This is a genomic window from Nocardia sp. NPDC004260 (assembly GCF_053603155.1).
This window is the reverse complement of the sequence record NZ_JBSGEZ010000002.1, coordinates 195,768-211,410: the sequence shown is the minus strand read 5'-3', so window position 1 is coordinate 211,410 and position 15,643 is coordinate 195,768. Positions and strand designations below refer to the sequence as shown.

Here is a 15,643-nt window from a genome sequence, read left to right as displayed (position 1 = left end):
AACTCTCGGCATGGCGGGTGCGCCGATGTCGCGCAACGCGGCCACCCGGATGGCTCAACCCCGCACGCGCAGAGCGATTTCGAGTTCCGCGACGGTCAACCCGATCAGCGAATCCCGGAACACCCGCCCTGGCGCGTGCGGCACGGGAATCTCGCACGGGACGACCACCACCGCGCAGCCCGCGGCCTGCGCCGCACGCGTACCGGTCGGCGAATCCTCCACCGCCACACACTGTTCCGGATCGAGCCCGAGCAGCTCGGCAGCGCGCAGGTAGACATCCGGCTCCGGCTTGCCGTGCGCCACCTCGTCGCCGCAGACCGAGACATCGAAGAAGTCCCGGCCCAGCGTGTCGAGACCGAACTCCGTGAGCGACCGCTTGGTATTGGTGACGAGCGCGCTGGCCAGCCCCGCCGCGCGTACCATGGCCAGCGCATCCTTCGCACCAGGCCGCCACGGGATGGGGCCGGTCATCAAGTCGGTCACCCGCCGCTCCAGGAACTCCCCCGCCGCACGCAACGAGTCCGGCGTGGGCTCGATACCCAAGCCGGTGAACATGATCCGCAGCGCGTTCGGGCCGGACGCCCCGATCAGCGCGTGCCGGATCGCATCGGTCATCTCGTGACCGTGCTCACGTGCCAGTTCCCGCACCGCGACATCCCAGAGCTTCTCCGAGTCGAGGAGCGTGCCGTCCATGTCCCAGAGCACTCCAGCCAGTCGCGCTGTCACGTTTCGGTCCTTCTCCCAGCTCTCGTCCATGTCACGGGCACCGCGGCGACCGCCCGAGATCACCCTGCCGCCGCACGAACCGTACCGCCGGGACGAAGCCGCTCCGCAGCCGAGCCTGCTCACCCTCGGAGGGCTGGGTTACTTGATGGCGCAGGCCAGGACTCGGCCGTCTCCCCCTAGGTACCCGATGCGGCGATCTGCAACTTGGCACTGTCGCCGACGACCTCGATCCAGCGGCTCTCGGAAGTCGTCGTGCCGTTCTTCAAGGTGTAGGTCAACGCGACGACCGCACGATTCGCGCCGTTCTGCGTAACCGAGCCCACGCTCACCGAGCGAATCGTGCCCCAGAAGTTCACGTAGGAGTCGTAGCCGGTCTTGGCCTGGTAGCCGGGGGCCAGCTGCGTCCAGGCGCCGGACACGTTGGTGGGCAGCATGCCGTAGTAGCCCTGGATGAACGAGGCGATCCGGTCGGGCGTCGGCGGACCGGACGGGGTGGTCGTCGCGGTGGCGGCCGGTCCCGTGGTGGTCGGGGCAGGGCTCGACGTGGCCTGCGGCGTGGTGCTGGGCGGTGGAGTGGGGCTCGGCGCGGGGTTCGTCGTTTGCGCCGGAGGGGTGGTGCCCGGGGCAGGCGGGGGCAGCGGAGCACCCGCTGAAGTGGGCGCGGGCCCCGGCACGGGTCCAGGAGTGGGCACGGGCGCTGAGGAGGCGGAAGTTTGCGCCGGGGCTGGAGCGGGAGCTTGCACCGGCGCCTGTCGCGGCTCGGCTCCGGCCGCGTCGGCCGGCGCCTGCGTGTTCTCGGGCGCCACGGCGGCCGGAGGCTCGACCGACGACGTCGGCGCGGCGCCGCCCTCGCCGTCCACGCCGGCCAGCGTTGCGATGATGCCGACCAGGATCAGCACCCCGACCACCGCGGCGACTTCCACGGCGATCAGTCGGCGGTGCTGCCTGCCGCTCAGAACACTCCGCAACGTCGCCGCCACCCCGGCCCACCTCGGCACCGGCCGTGACGTAACTCCTTGCGGCACGGCCGGACCCGATACAGCGGCGGGTACGACCGCGGTGACACCGGTATCGTCCGACTGCCCCTGCGATACGGCAGCGGCGGGGTCGGGCAGCACGGTCGTCGTGGCGCCGGGGGCGGGGATCACCTTGGTCACCGAGGCGGGCAGCTCCGGATCCCGTCCCGCCGCGACGGCTTCGAGGAGCGCTTTCGCCTCCCGCATGGTCGGGCGGTCGGCGACGGCCGGGGCGAGCAGGTACATCAGCACCGGCCCCAGCGCGCCGGCCGCCTCCGGCGCCGGGATTTCGCCCCGCGCCACCGCGTGCAGCAGGGCCAGCGGGTTGTCGCTCTCGCCGAACGGTGGAGCGCCCTGCACCGCCGCGTACAACGTCGAACCGAGAGCGAAGACGTCGGAAGCCGGTTCCGGGTCCTCTCCGCGCGCCACCTCGGGCGACAGGTAGGCCGGTGTCCCGGCGAGAAACCCGGTGGCCGTGACCGTCACGTCGCCGACCGCGCGGGAGATGCCGAAGTCGGTGATCTTGACCGTGCCGTCGTCGGCGACCAGCAGATTCGCCGGCTTCACGTCCCGGTGCATGATCCCCGCGTCGTGCGCCGCGGCCAAGGCGCTCGCCGCCTGCGCGCCGATCCGAGCGACCTCCAGCGGCGGCAGCGTCCGGTTGCCCGACAGCTTGGTCGCCAGGCTCGGCGCGTCCAGGTACTCCATGACCAGCCAGGGCTGGCCGTCTTCCTCGGCCACGTCGAACACGGTGATCGCATTCGGGTGGTGCAGGCGCGCGGCGATCCGCCCCTCCCGCATGGCACGCCGTTTCGCCTCCAGCGCAGCCGATCCGGTGAGTCCGGGACCGAGGAGAACCTGTTTGACCGCGACGGTGCGCTGCAGCCGGACGTCGGTGGCCCGCCACACCACGCCCATGGCGCCGGTGCCGATCGGATCCGTGAGCCGGTAACGTCCCGCGATCAATCGATCCGCCGTCATGGTGGTGTGCCTCTTCCTACTTGCGCGCCTAGCCGTCTCGCACTCCACACGCAAGCCCGGAAGAATTCCGAAAGCGTACGCGCCGAGGTGCTTTGCACCACTGAGCAGGGACGCGAACGCATCCGCCGACTGCCCCGGATGCAGTTACAACGCCTTCGACAATGGCACATCCACCCGACACACAGCCACCTCCCGGTGCGGGGACGGACGATCGCCCAGGTAAACCGCGCGCGCCCGCCACTGTGACGCGCCGACGAGCGCCCCGATGCACGCGAGACATGACATCCGGGCAGGTAGCAAAGGCCCTCTTCACGAGAGCATCTCGCTATTGCTCACAGTCCACCACGGATCGCCGTCCGGCCGCGCCGCCCGCTGCGGACCACGAACGGACGGACAGACCGAGAAAGGCGCTCAGGTCCGCTGGACTCCGCGCGCCTGCGCCCGATCCGCGAGACGAAGATGGCGCGCCCCCGGGCACTCGGCAGACCGATCGGCCCGTCGAGAGCGTCAGGAACCAGCGATGCCGACCCGCGGCAGAGGCGACGTACCGATACGGCTCCCAAAGCCTCGCGCCTGACGATCGGGCAGCCGTATTCGCGCTGGCAGCGCGGCGCCGAGACCCTCGGGCGTCGGCGCCGCACCGCATCGGCGAACGGCTACGCGTTGAAGTACTTCGCCTCCGGATGCAGCAGGACAAAGGCGTCGGTGGACTGCTCCGGATGCAGCTGCAACTCCTCCGAGAGCACGACGCCGATGCGATCGGCTTCGAGCAGGTCGACCAGTTTGGCGCGGTCCTCCAGGTCCGGGCAGGCGCCGTAGCCGAACGAGTAGCGGGCGCCGCGATAGCCGAGCTTGAAGTACTCCAGCACGTCGGCCGGGTCGGAGTCGGCGACCGCGTGACCGTCGAGGACGAGCTCCTCGCGGACGCGGCGGTGCCAGTACTCGGCGAGCGCCTCGGTGAGCTGGACGCCGATGCCGTGCACCTCGAGGTAATCGCGGTAGCTGTCGCCGGCGAACAGCTCGTTGGCGAAGTCGGCGATCGGCTGACCCATTGTGACCAGCTGGAACGGCAGCACGTCCACCTGACCGGTCGAGCGCGCGTACTCCCGCGAACGGATGAAGTCGGCGATGCACAGGAACCGGTCGCGCTGCTGCCGCGGGAAGGTGAACCGGTACCGCTCCGGCGCATCGGGTTCCGGTTCGGAGAGCACGATGACGTCGTCGCCTTCGGACACCGCGGGGAAGTAGCCGTACACCACCGCGGCGTGCTGCAAGACGCCCTCGGTGCTCAATCGGTCCAGCCAGGCGCGCAGACGCGGCCTGCCCTCGGTCTCCACCAGTTCCTCGTAGCCGGGACCGTCGCCACCGCGCTGCCCACGCAGGCCCCACTGCCCCAGGAACAGCGCTCGCTCGTCGAGCAGGCCCGAATACTCGTGCAGTGAAAGGCCTTTCACCACCCGTGTGCCCCAGAACGGCGGCACCGGCACCGGCAGGTCGGCCGCGACGTCGGAGCGCTCCGGCACCACGACGGGCGCCTCGTTCGCCCTGCGCTCCGCCGCGATCCGCTTGGAGCGCTCGTGGCGCGCTCTGCGCTCGGCGGCCTTCTCCCGCTCGGCGACGGCCTCCGGGCTGTCCGGGTCGAGGTCGCCGCCGCGTTTGCGGGTCATGATGTCGTCCATCAGCCGCAGGCCCTCGAACGCGTCGCGCGCGTAGTGCACGTCGCCCTCGTACACCTCGGTCAGGTCGTTCTCCACGTAGGAGCGGGTGAGCGCCGCACCGCCCAGCAGCACCGGGAACTGCTCGGCCACGCCCTTGGCGTTGAGCTCCTCGAGGTTCTCCTTCATCACCACGGTCGACTTGACCAGCAGGCCCGACATACCGATGACGTCGGCCTTCTTGTCCACCGCCGCGTCCAGGATGGTGGCGATCGGCTGCTTGATGCCGAGGTTGACCACCTCGTAGCCGTTGTTCGACAGGATGATGTCGACCAGGTTCTTGCCGATGTCGTGCACGTCGCCCTTCACGGTGGCCAGCACGATGCGGCCCTTGCCGCTGTCGTCGGTGGCCTCCATGTGCGGCTCGAGGTACGCGACGGCGGCCTTCATCACCTCGGCGGACTGCAGCACGAACGGCAGCTGCATCTGACCGGACCCGAACAGCTCGCCGACCGTCTTCATCCCGGCCAGCAGGGTCTCGTTGATGATCTGCAGCGGCGGCACCTCGGTCATGGCCGCGTCCAGGTCGGCTTCCATCCCGGCGCGTTCACCGTCGACGATCCGCCGCTCCAGCCGCTCGAACAACGGAAGCGCGGCCAGTTCCTCCGCCCGCGACGCCTTCGACGAGGAGGTGGACACGCCTTCGAACAGCGCCATCAGCTTCTGCAGCGGGTCGTAGTCCTCCGCGCGGCGGTCGTACACCAGATCCAGCGCGGCCTCGCGCTGCTCCTCCGGGATACGGCTGATCGGCAGGATCTTGGAGGCGTGCACGATCGCCGAATCCAGACCGGCTTGGACGCATTCGTGCATGAAGACCGAGTTGAGCACCTGCCGGGCGGCCGGATTGAGGCCGAAGGAGATGTTGGACAGACCCAAGGTGGTCTGCACCCGTGGATGACGACGCTTGAGCTCGCGGATGGCCTCGATGGTCTCCAGCCCGTCGCGGCGCGACTCCTCCTGGCCGGTGCCCAGGGTGAAGGTGAGCGTGTCGATGATGATGTCGCTCTCCGACAGCCCCCAGTTGCCGGTGATGTCGGCGATCAGCCGCTCGGCGATCTCCACCTTCTTCGCCGCGGTGCGGGCCTGGCCCTCCTCGTCGATGGTCAGCGCGACCACGGCGGCGCCGTGCTCGGCGACCAGGCGCATGGTCTGCTGGAACCGCGAATCGGGACCGGCGCCGTCCTCGTAGTTCACCGAGTTGACCGCGCAACGCCCGCCCAGGTGCTCCAGCCCGGCCCGCAGTACGGGGGCCTCGGTGGAGTCGAGCATGATCGGCAACGTCGAAGCGGTGGCCAGCCTGCTCGCCAGCTCCGACATGTCGCGGGTGCCGTCCCGGCCGACGTAGTCGACGCACAGGTCGAGCATGTGTGCCCCGTCACGGGTCTGGTCCTTGGCGATGTCCAAGCACTTCTGCCAGTCCCCGGCGAGCATGGCCTCACGGAATGCCTTGGAGCCGTTGGCGTTCGTGCGTTCGCCGATCATCAGGACCGAGGCGTCCTGCTCGAACGGCACCGCGGTGTACATGCTGGACACGCTCGGCTCGTGCACCGGCGCGCGCCGCTGCGCGATCGGCGGCAGGGCCGGCTCGACTTCGCGCACCGCGGCGGTGACCTGGCGGATGTGCTCGGGCGTGGTACCGCAGCAGCCGCCGACCAGGGCCAGGCCGAACTCGGTGACGAACCCGCGCAGCGCGACCGCCAGTTCCTCGGGGGTGAGCGGGTAGACCGCCCCGTCCGCGCCGAGCACCGGCAGCCCGGCGTTCGGCATCACCGAGACCGGCACCTGCGCGTGCCGGGACAAGTGGCGCAGGTGCTCGCTCATCTCGTCCGGGCCGGTCGCGCAGTTCAGGCCGATCATGTCGATGCCGAGGGGCTCCAGCGCGGTGAGCGCCGCGCCGATCTCGCTACCGACCAGCATCGTGCCCGTGGTCTCCACCGTGACGTGCGTGATGATCGGGATCCGGCGGCCCAGCTTCGCCATCGCGCGCTTGCTGCCGGTCACCGCCGCCTTGACCTGCAGCAAGTCCTGGCAGGTCTCGATGAGGATGGCGTCGGCGCCGCCGTCCAGCATGCCGAGGGCGGCCTCGGCGTAGGCGTCGCGCAGCGCGGCGAACGGGGCGTGACCGAGCGTGGGCAGCTTGGTGCCCGGCCCCATCGAGCCGAGCACGTAGCGTGGCGTACCGTCAGGAGACGGTCCCATCTCGTCGGCGACCTCGCGGGCCAGCCGGGTTCCCCGCTCGGAGAGGTCGCGGATCCGGTCGGCGATGTCGTAGTCGGCGAGGTTGGGCAGGTTGCAGCCGAAGGTGTTGGTCTCGACCGCGTCGGCGCCCGCTTCGAAATAGGCGCGGTGGATGCCGCGCAGGACGTCGGGGCGGGTGTCGTTGAGGATCTCGTTACAGCCCTCCAACCCGCGGAAATCATCGAGGGTCAGATCAGCTGCTTGCAGCATGGTGCCCATCGCACCGTCGCCGATGACGACACGGCGGCGCAGCGTGTCGAGTAGCGTGGTGTCGAACTCGGCGGGGACGGACGCAGACATGCGTTCCAGCGTAGTGGGGGGGCCGACGATCCAGGCCACGGCGTAGAGCCTCGGTGTCCTGGACCACACGCCCGGCCCGGCGCCGCGGCGTCCGCGCGCGGAAACACGCCACCCGGTCCGGCCGCCATACGACACGCCATATCGCCGCACGCCGTAGGCTGACCGAGTGAACGCCAGTGAAACTCCCGATCCGGAACTGCCGACGTTGCGGGATCCGGTACTGGTCGCCGCCTTCGAGGGGTGGAACGACGCCGGTGACGCGGCCAGCGGCGCGGTCGAGCATCTGGAACTGATCTGGGACGCCGAGCCGTTGGCCGAGCTCGACTCCGAGGATTACTACGACTATCAGGTCAATCGGCCGACGGTGCGCCAGGTCGACGGTGTGACCAGGGAAATCCAGTGGCCGTCGACGATGTTGTCGGTGTGCTCGCCGCCCGGCAGCGACCGCGACGTGGTGCTGCTGCGCGGTATCGAACCGAATATGCGCTGGCGCAGTTTCTGCGGCGACCTGCTGGAGTTCATCGAGCAGCTCGGGGTGCAGACCGTGGTCATTCTCGGCGCACTGCTCGCGGACACTCCGCATACCCGTCCGGTACCGGTGACCGGCTCCGCCTACAGCAAAGAAGCGGCCGAGCGGTTCAGCCTGGAACAGACCCGTTACGAGGGACCGACCGGGATCACCGGCGTGCTGCAGGACCAGTGTGTGAAGGCGGGGGTCCCGGCGGTGTCGTTCTGGGCCGCCGTTCCGCACTATGTCTCCCAGCCGCCGAATCCGAAGGCGACCATCGCGCTGCTGCACCGGGTCGAGGACGTGCTCGACATCGAGGTGCCGCTGGGTGAGCTGCCCAAGCAGGCCGAGGACTGGGAGACCGCGGTGAACGAGATGACCGTGGGCGACGAGGAGATCAGCGAGTACGTGCGCTCGCTGGAGGAACGCGGCGACGCCGCGGTCGACGTGAACGAGGCGATGGCCAAGATCGACGGCGACGCCATCGCGGCCGAATTCGAGAAGTATCTGCGCAGACGGGGTCCGGGCAGCTTCGGTCTCTGATCGGTTGCGCGTCGGCGCGTTCGGTGCGGGCGGCCGGTGTCCGCGGGGTTCACCGGAAGTTCGCCGGGGGGCCACCTTCAGGTCGGGAATCGACCCCCTCCTACACTTTCGCCGGTGACCGCCCATCCGATCGTCGAGCGTCTGCGCACCTTCGACGAGCGGATCGCCGTCCATTGCCCCGACCGTGCCTGCGCGGACGGCGGCGGGTGCCCACCCGCTCGGCAGGTGACCTACGCTCGGCTTGCTGCGCTCGTCGAGTCCTTCGCGGCCGAGCTCGGCCCCGCCCGTCGCCTCGTCGCGCTCGCCGCGCGCAACGATCTTTCCTCGCTCGTCGCGTACCTCGGAGCGCTCAGCGCCGGATGCGTGGTCTTGCTGACCGAGCAGATCACTGCGGAGTTGCGGGACGCCTACGATCCGGACGTGCTCATCGAAGACGGGCGCGCCGAGGTGGTCCGGGAACGCTCGGCGCATCGCCTGCATCCGGATCTCGCGCTGCTGCTGAGCACCTCGGGGTCCACCGGGTCGCCCAAACTGGTCCGGCTCTCGGCGACGAACCTGCGTTCCAACGCGGCGGCCATCGCCGAGTACCTGGCCATCGGCCCCGGCGATTGCGCGGCCACCACCCTGCCGATGTTCTACTGCTACGGGCTGTCGGTGGTGCACAGCCACCTGTGGCGCGGGGCGAGCCTCATGCTCACCGACCAGTCGGTATTGGACGCGCAGTTCTGGCACGCGTTCCGGGACTGTCGCGCAACGTCGTTCGCCGCGGTTCCCTACACCATCGAACTGCTGGACCGCATCGGTTTCGCCCGTATGGACCTGCCGCACCTGCGCTATGTCACCCAGGCGGGCGGCAGACTGGCGCCGGAGCGGGTACGCGAATACGCCGCGCTCGGTCGAGAACACGGCTGGGAGTTCGTGGTCATGTACGGCCAGACCGAGGCCACCGCGCGAATGGCCTACCTGCCCGCGCATCTGGCGAGCGCGCACCCGGACTGCATCGGAATACCGATTCCGGGCGGCGGATTCACCCTCGAGCCGGTCGAGGAAGCCGACGACAATGGGGACGAACCGCGCGAACTGGTCTATCGCGGGGCCAATGTGATGATGGGATACGCGAAGTCCGCCGCAGACCTCGCGCTCGGCCGTACGGTCGATGCCCTGCGCACGGGCGACCTGGCACGACGCACACCCGAGGGCTTGTACCAGGTGGTCGGAAGGCGTAGCCGGTTCGCCAAGATCTTCGGACTGCGCATCGATCTGGAGCGTCTCGAATCCGGGCTGGCGGAGGCCGGATTCACGGCGCGGTGCACGGACGACGACGCGCACCTCGTCGTCGCCGTGGAGACCCCGCGGTCCGATCTCACCGAGCTCGCCGCGCGCCTGTCCGGCCTGCCCGCCGCCGCCGTGCGGGTCCACGTGGTCGAACGGATCCCTCGGCTACCGAACGGCAAACCCGACTACCCCGCTATCCGACGGCTGGCCGGATCCGCGCCGCAGACACGTGACATCCGCTCCCTCTACGCCACGACGCTGGGCATCGATCCCGCGCGGGTCCACCCGGACAGCACGTTCGTCGACCTCGGGGGCAACTCGCTCACCTACGTGACCACCGCGGCACGGCTGGAGCGGGCGATCGGCCGCCTGCCCACCGACTGGCCGAACACGTCCGTGGCGGAACTGGAACGGATACCCCGAGGCCGCAGGCGTTTCGGACGGGCACTCGACACCGGAACGCTGCTACGGGCGATCGGCATCATACTCATCGTCAGCTCGCACGCCGGAGTGTATGTGCTCTGGGGCGCGGCGCACGTGCTGCTCGGCGTGGCCGGCTTCAACTTCGCGCGGTTCGGGGTGACCACGGCCCCAGCCGCCGAGCGACTGCGCCACACGTTGCGCACCGTGGCATACATCGCGGTGCCCACGGCGCTCTGGGTCGCGCTGACCATGACCCGCACCGACTACTACGGCTGGCAGAATGTCCTGTTACTGAACAAGATTCTCGGCCCGCACGACAGCGCCACCGCCGGGCACCTGTGGTTTCTCGAGGTGCTCGTGTATTTCATGCTGGCCGCCACACTATTGATCCGGATCCCCGTGGTGGACCGGTGGCAACGGGCCGAGCCGTTCTGGTTCGCGATGGCGCTGGTCGCGCTGAGCCTCGTCTTTCGATACCAAGCGTTCGGTCTGTATTCGGCGAAGGACATCCCGTTCTCTCCACTGGCGGTGTGGCTCTTCGCGCTCGGCTGGGCGGCGGCGAAGGCGACGTCGATGTGGCAGCGGATGACGGTGAGTGCCGTCGTACTGATCACGGTGCCTGATTATTTCGGTGTTCCCGAACGGGAACGTCTGATCATGGCGGGCTTGCTCGCACTGGTGTGGTTGTCCGCGGTCCGGGTTCCCGCCGTCGTCGCCGTCTGCGCCGCGGTGCTGGCCGACGGCTCCCTGTTCGTCTATCTGCTGCACTGGCAGGTATACCCGCTGTTCGAACAGCACCGGCTCGCGGGGCTGCTCGCTTCCCTGGCAGCGGGTGTACTCGTCACCGGCGCGGTGACCGGGCTGCGACGCTGGGGTTCGGGGCGGTACCGGGCAATTCGGTCGCGGCGATCAGCTCTCCACGGTCCACACCCGCGCCGCCGCCTCCTGAGCCAGCTTGGCGATCAAGATGTCGCGCGGAATCGTCTGGCCGGCAAAGTGATCGAGTGAGGGAACCACCACATGGTGCGCGTCCGCGCGCTTGAGTTCCGCCGTGAGCTCGGCGAAAGCCGCCCCGTCACCGCCGGTCGATTCATGGAACGTTGCGGCGAAGCACAGCCCTTCCTCGCGGGCGAGGCTGCTCATCGCGGCCTCGAGCTCCTTGCTATGGCCATCGGCCAGATCGTCACGCAAGTATCCATAGATCAACGCTTCCACCCGAACCTCCGTTGGATTGGGATCGCTGTTCTCTTATGTGGATCCACCCGTTTTACGGGGTATTTGCGCTTCGTGCAAGAGCAGATGTACTTGCAATTGCTCTTACAGGAGGGGCTGGCTAACTTCTGGCGCCATGTTCAGCATGCACAACGCGGCGGCGCGAAAGTAGCTGTCAACACACGGACATCTGCCTGCCCTCTTAAGGCCACCGAACGTTAACTGGTGCGATACTACAGACGTGGCCGCTACCGACGATCGACCCGTCTGGGCAGTCCGAATGCGTTCCGAGCGTGACGCGAGGGGGTGGTCGCAAGCCGACGCTGTTCGCGTGATGCGTGGAAAGTCTTCGCACAACCTGCCGACCGACAGTACTCTCCTACGCAACTGGCGCCGTTGGGAATCGGGCGAATCACGCCCCGATGACTTCTACGCGCCGATCATCGCCGCCACCTTCGACACGGTGACCGCGGCGTTCTTCCCCAAGACCAGACCGAACCGGGACGACGAATTGCTCTCGGCCACCGGCATGGACACGCTCGAGTTCATCGGACGACTCCGTATGTCCGATGTCTCCTCCGTGACACTGGAGGCCGTCCGCATCACCGCGGAACGCCTGTGCTGCGAATACTCCTACGCCGACCCGCACGACCTGCACGCCGACGGCACCGCGTGGCTGCGCAGGATCACCTCGTTGCTGGACGGTCGCCTGACCCTGGCGCAGCACCGCGAAATCCTCGTTCTCGCCGGATGGGTGGCGTTGCTGGTCGGCTGCGTCGACTACGACCTCGGCCGACGCACCGCCGCGGAGGCGACCCGCCGCGCCGCCCAGTCGCTGGCGCAGGAGGCGGAGAACATCGAGATCGCGGCATGGGCAGCGGAAATGACCGCGTGGTTCGCGCTGACCCAGGGCAACTACCGCGGCGTCATCGAGACCGTGCAGCCGACGCTGGAAGTAAGCCAGCACCTGCGCGTCGGTGTCCAGCTCGCCGCCCAGCGCGCCAAAGCCTGGGCCAGGCTGGGCAACCCGCGCGAGGTGGAGGCGGCGCTCGACGAGGGCCGAGCTATCTTGGAGCGACTCGATCATCCGGCCAATCTGGACAACCATTTCGTCATCGATGCGAACAAGTTCGACTTCTACGCGATGGACTGCTGCCGGGTCGCGGGCGAGGATCGGCTCGCCGAAACCTACGCGCGGGAAGTGATCCGCAACGCCACCCGCCCGGACGGCAGCGTGCGCAATCCGATGCGGGTCTCCGAGGCGCACCTGACTTTGGCCGTGGTCGCGGTGCGCGACCGTGACCTGGAACTCGCGGTGGCCGAGGGCATGCGCGCGTTCGCGGGCAGCAGGCGGTCGCTGCCCTCGCTGATGTGGATCGCGGGGGAAGTCGCGCGCGAGATCATCGAGCGGTTCCCCGGCGATCCGCGCACCGGCGCTTATCTGGACCAGTTGCGTTCGCTGTCCGTCGAGTGAGCCGGCCTGCGCCCCGGCCGCGGCGAACGGTGACGAACCGGACCCGGCCACGCCCAACACCGGAACGTCGTGCGGGTGGCGATCGGCCCGCTACTACCCTGTTGCCGGTGACCGACTCCGATGACGGCTGGGCCGACGCCCACTGGGACGACCGGCTGCGGCTGTTCTCTTTCGCCACCGCCGAGCGGCGCGCCGATTACCTCCGGGTGCTGCGCGCGTTCGACGGCGCGCGGGCAGCATACGTGGTGCTGCTGCACGCGGACGACGTCGCGGAGTGGATCGACCGCAACGGGAACATGCTGCACACGCCCGATCCGGTCAGTGCGAACCAACCGGTCACGAATGCCGGCGTGGATCCGGCGGAAGCGCGCACGCGTCCGTCGGATCCACCTGGGGGCGAGGCGGAAACCGGTGCGCCGGACCGGTCCCCGGAGACACCCGGCCGACCCGCGGCGCCACCGCTGACCGCGGCCGAGATCGGCCCGTTGCTCGACCAGTTGCACCAGTGGGGCATGCTGGAGCGCAGTTACGACGGAACACGCGCCGCGACGCTGGCCGAATATCGTAATCGGCACTACGTGTACCAGTTCTCCCAGGCTGGTTTCCAGGCCTACCAGGCAGTCGCCGATGTGCTCAGCGCCCGCCTCGACGAAGCCTCGTTGTCGCGCCTGGTGCTGCCGGAACTGCTGGCCGACCTGCACACCCTGGCCGAGGCCAACCGGGCGGGCGACGCCGAACGCGTCTACCGCACGCTGCGCCGTCTCGACATCGCGTTATCCGACCTGGCCGCCCGCGCCGCGCACTTCTATCTGGGGCTCGGCGACCTGGTTCGCACCACCGAGATCACCCCGGAATCGTTTCTCGCGCACAAGGACGCGCTGCTGGCGCACATGCGGGAGTTCAGCCTCGATCTGGCCCGGTTCACCCCGCGGCTGGCGGCCGCGATCGCCGAGATCGAGGAGACGGGCGTCGACGACCTGATCGGCCGGGCGGCGCGCTGCGACGAGCGGGTGCTGCTGAGTGTCGGGGAACGCCGATCGGATTGGCAGGCCAGGTGGGACGGACTGCGGACCTGGTTCGTGGCGTCCGGCGGTGAACAGGCGGGGACGACGGAGGCCGAGCGGTTGCGTGAGGCCACCATGAGCGCGATCGCCGCGGTGCTGTCGCTGCTGCGGCGGGTCACCGAGACGCGGCGCGGCGGGGTCAGCCGGGAGTCGGCGCTGCGACATCTGGCCGGCTGGTTCACCGCGGCGCCGACCGTGGACAGCGCCCACGCGCTGTTCGACGCGGTGTTCGGGCTGGGCAAGCCGCGGCACCTGGCGATGGAGCACCCGGACGCCGACGTGATCCCGGCGATTCGATCTTGGTGGGACGCACCGCCGTTGGAGATCTCGCGCACGCTCGCCGAAACCGGACGCCCGCCCTCCGCGGGTGCGCCCGCCCGTATCCACCGCAACGACGCGGGTATCCGGCGTCTGCGCGAGGCGCAGTTGGACGCGCAGCGGGCCCGCGCGGAGGCCGCCAGGTCGCTGGCTTCCGGCGACGTGCACGAACGAGTGCTGGACGACCGGGAAACCGAAGTGCTATTGCGGCTGCTGGACGCCGCGTCCACCGCGTGGGTTCCGGTGCGCGGCCGGGTCGCTGGCACCACCGGCTCCGACAGCGGCGTCACCCTGACGGTGTCCGAGCACGACGGTCCGACCGTCGTGCGCACCACCCGGGGACTGCTGCGGTTGAACAACCGGTCACTGAAGATCGAGCAGACCGCCGGAACACGGTCCCGTCCGCGTGGGGAGCGCGGCTGATGCACGCACGCACCATCGATGCGCTCGCGCTGGACAACTACCAACGCGCCGCCCGAGTCGTCCTGGCCAACCACCTGGTGACCCGCGCCTATCCGGACCGGATCGCACTGCCGCTGATCCGGCGCTGGGCCACCGAGCTGCGCGAGGACCTCGCCGAATTGTTCGGGTACCGGCTGGAAGTCACCGAGACCACCGCGCGGGTCTTCCCGATCGTCGACCGCCTGGACGCGGGCAGGCCCGCGCGTACCGCCGCCGAGCGCGTCTTCGACCGCCGCCGCTACGCCTACCTGGCTCTCGCGCTGGCCGCGCTGGGGCGCGCCGGGGACCAGATCACGCTGTCGGAGCTGGCCGATCAGGTCGCCGCCTACGCGAACCGGGTGGAGGGACTGGAACTCGCCACCGACCGGGCCGCCGACCGCGACGCGTTCGTCGACGCGGTGGGCTGGCTGACCGTGCGCGGCGCGCTGGGCCTGGCCGACGGTGACGCGGGCGGCTGGGCCAGCGATCCGGAGGCCGGTGAGGCGCTCTACGACATCGACCGGCCGGTCGTCTTCGCGCTGTTCCGGCCGCCGCGGGCCCTGCAACATCTGCACGGTGTGCGCGGGCTGCTCACCGAAGAGCCCATGGTCGGCGGTGTTTCCGCGCACGCGACAACCACCGCCGAGATCGCCCGCCGGGTACGCAGGGCGCTGGTAGAGCAGCCGGTGGTGTACGCAGAGGATCTCGCACCCGAAGAGCGTCCTGTTCTCGCTCAGGAGCGGATCGTCGCGGAGGTCGAACTGTTCACCGGGCTACGCGCCGAACGCCGCGCGGAGGGCGTAGCGCTGATCGACACCTCGGGGCGGCTGTCGGACGTCCGCTTTCCGGGGACCGGGACGCTCGCGCAGGTCGCCTTGCTGCTGGCCGGTGAGATCGCCGACCGCGTGCTGGACATCGATCACCCGCTGCCGCGGCGCCACGCCGGCCCGGACACGGATGCGGCACTGGCCGACCAGCTCGATGAAGCCATTCCCGAATCCACACTGTTCGTGCCGCTCGCGGAGCCGCGTTCGCCGGATTCGTCCGCCCCCGAACCGGATCCGGCGACGGATGCAGCGGAGCAGACAGACCGGGGTGGCGCAGCAGGCTATCCGCTGATCGACCGGCCGTGGCTGTATGAGACGGTGCAGGCGCTGGCCGACCGCTACGGCACGACGTTCGCCGCGCAATGGCAGGCCGACGTTCCTCGCCTCACCACCGAGGTGGTGGCGCTGCTGGAACGGCTGCGGCTGATCCGGATGGTCGAGGACGGACTGCTCGTGCTGCCCGCACTGGCCCGCTACCGTGGCGCGGTCGTCACGGTCCGCACCAAGCGGGCCGCGGAACTGTTCGTCACCGCGGCCGACACCTACGGGCCCGGCGGCGCCGGGACGGAAGGGAACTGACGA

9 protein-coding genes are annotated in these 15,643 nt (G+C 69.5%); 5 read left to right on the top strand and 4 right to left on the bottom strand.

All coding sequences use genetic code 11. The features are described 5' to 3' along the window. Positions 1–54: 54 nt before the first annotated feature. From ACWEO7_RS02565 to metH, 3 genes are all read right to left on the bottom strand, one after another. Positions 55–756, bottom strand: coding sequence for an HAD family hydrolase (locus ACWEO7_RS02565; protein ID WP_452420180.1), 702 nt, complete (start codon positions 754–756; stop codon positions 55–57). Positions 757–902: 146 nt separating this feature from the next. Beyond that, positions 903–2,723 (bottom strand): serine/threonine-protein kinase, encoded by a 1,821-nt coding sequence (locus tag ACWEO7_RS02560; RefSeq protein WP_452420178.1) that lies wholly within the window; start codon positions 2,721–2,723, stop codon positions 903–905. A gap of 656 nt (positions 2,724–3,379) precedes the next feature. Next, on the bottom strand, positions 3,380–6,976 hold the full coding sequence (gene metH / locus ACWEO7_RS02555; protein ID WP_452420177.1) for a methionine synthase: 3,597 nt from the start codon (positions 6,974–6,976) through the stop codon (positions 3,380–3,382). A gap of 166 nt (positions 6,977–7,142) precedes the next feature. Here metH and ACWEO7_RS02550 point away from each other — a divergent pair, with 166 nt between their 5' ends. Next, on the top strand, positions 7,143–8,027 hold the full coding sequence (locus tag ACWEO7_RS02550) for a PAC2 family protein (RefSeq protein WP_063018039.1): 885 nt from the start codon (positions 7,143–7,145) through the stop codon (positions 8,025–8,027). Positions 8,028–8,141: 114 nt separating this feature from the next. Next, complete coding sequence (locus ACWEO7_RS02545) at positions 8,142–10,733, top strand: AMP-binding protein (protein ID WP_452420176.1); 2,592 nt, start codon at positions 8,142–8,144, stop codon at positions 10,731–10,733. Here the strand turns inward: ACWEO7_RS02545 and ACWEO7_RS02540 are convergent. After that, on the bottom strand, positions 10,635–10,940 hold the full coding sequence (locus ACWEO7_RS02540) for a hypothetical protein (protein WP_350901430.1): 306 nt from the start codon (positions 10,938–10,940) through the stop codon (positions 10,635–10,637). The two genes, ACWEO7_RS02545 and ACWEO7_RS02540, sit on opposite strands and share 99 nt — an antisense overlap. Positions 10,941–11,271: 331 nt before the next feature. On the opposite strand from ACWEO7_RS02540, the gene ACWEO7_RS02535 reads away from it, so the two are divergent. The 3 genes from ACWEO7_RS02535 to ACWEO7_RS02525 all read left to right on the top strand — a co-directional run bounded on the left by ACWEO7_RS02535 (position 11,272) and on the right by ACWEO7_RS02525 (position 15,640). Continuing rightward, positions 11,272–12,411, top strand: coding sequence for an XRE family transcriptional regulator (locus ACWEO7_RS02535; protein ID WP_452420271.1), 1,140 nt, complete (start codon positions 11,272–11,274; stop codon positions 12,409–12,411). 107 nt (positions 12,412–12,518) lie between these two features. Beyond that, a complete protein-coding gene (locus tag ACWEO7_RS02530; protein WP_452420175.1) occupies positions 12,519–14,216 on the top strand; it encodes a TIGR02677 family protein in 1,698 nt (565 codons plus the stop codon). After that, complete coding sequence (locus ACWEO7_RS02525) at positions 14,216–15,640, top strand: TIGR02678 family protein (RefSeq protein WP_452420174.1); 1,425 nt, start codon at positions 14,216–14,218, stop codon at positions 15,638–15,640. The genes ACWEO7_RS02530 and ACWEO7_RS02525 overlap by 1 nt, the downstream gene beginning before the upstream one ends. Positions 15,641–15,643 lie beyond the last annotated feature (3 nt).

Coding starts and splice junctions, on each gene's coding strand:
- ACWEO7_RS02565 (WP_452420180.1), bottom strand. CDS start 756: ATGGACGAGAGCTGGGAGAAGGACCGAAACGTGACAGCGCGACTGGCT.
- ACWEO7_RS02525 (WP_452420174.1), top strand. CDS start 14,216: ATGCACGCACGCACCATCGATGCGCTCGCGCTGGACAACTACCAACGC.
- metH (WP_452420177.1), bottom strand. CDS start 6,976: ATGTCTGCGTCCGTCCCCGCCGAGTTCGACACCACGCTACTCGACACG.
- ACWEO7_RS02560 (WP_452420178.1), bottom strand. CDS start 2,723: ATGACGGCGGATCGATTGATCGCGGGACGTTACCGGCTCACGGATCCG.
- ACWEO7_RS02535 (WP_452420271.1), top strand. CDS start 11,272: ATGCGTGGAAAGTCTTCGCACAACCTGCCGACCGACAGTACTCTCCTA.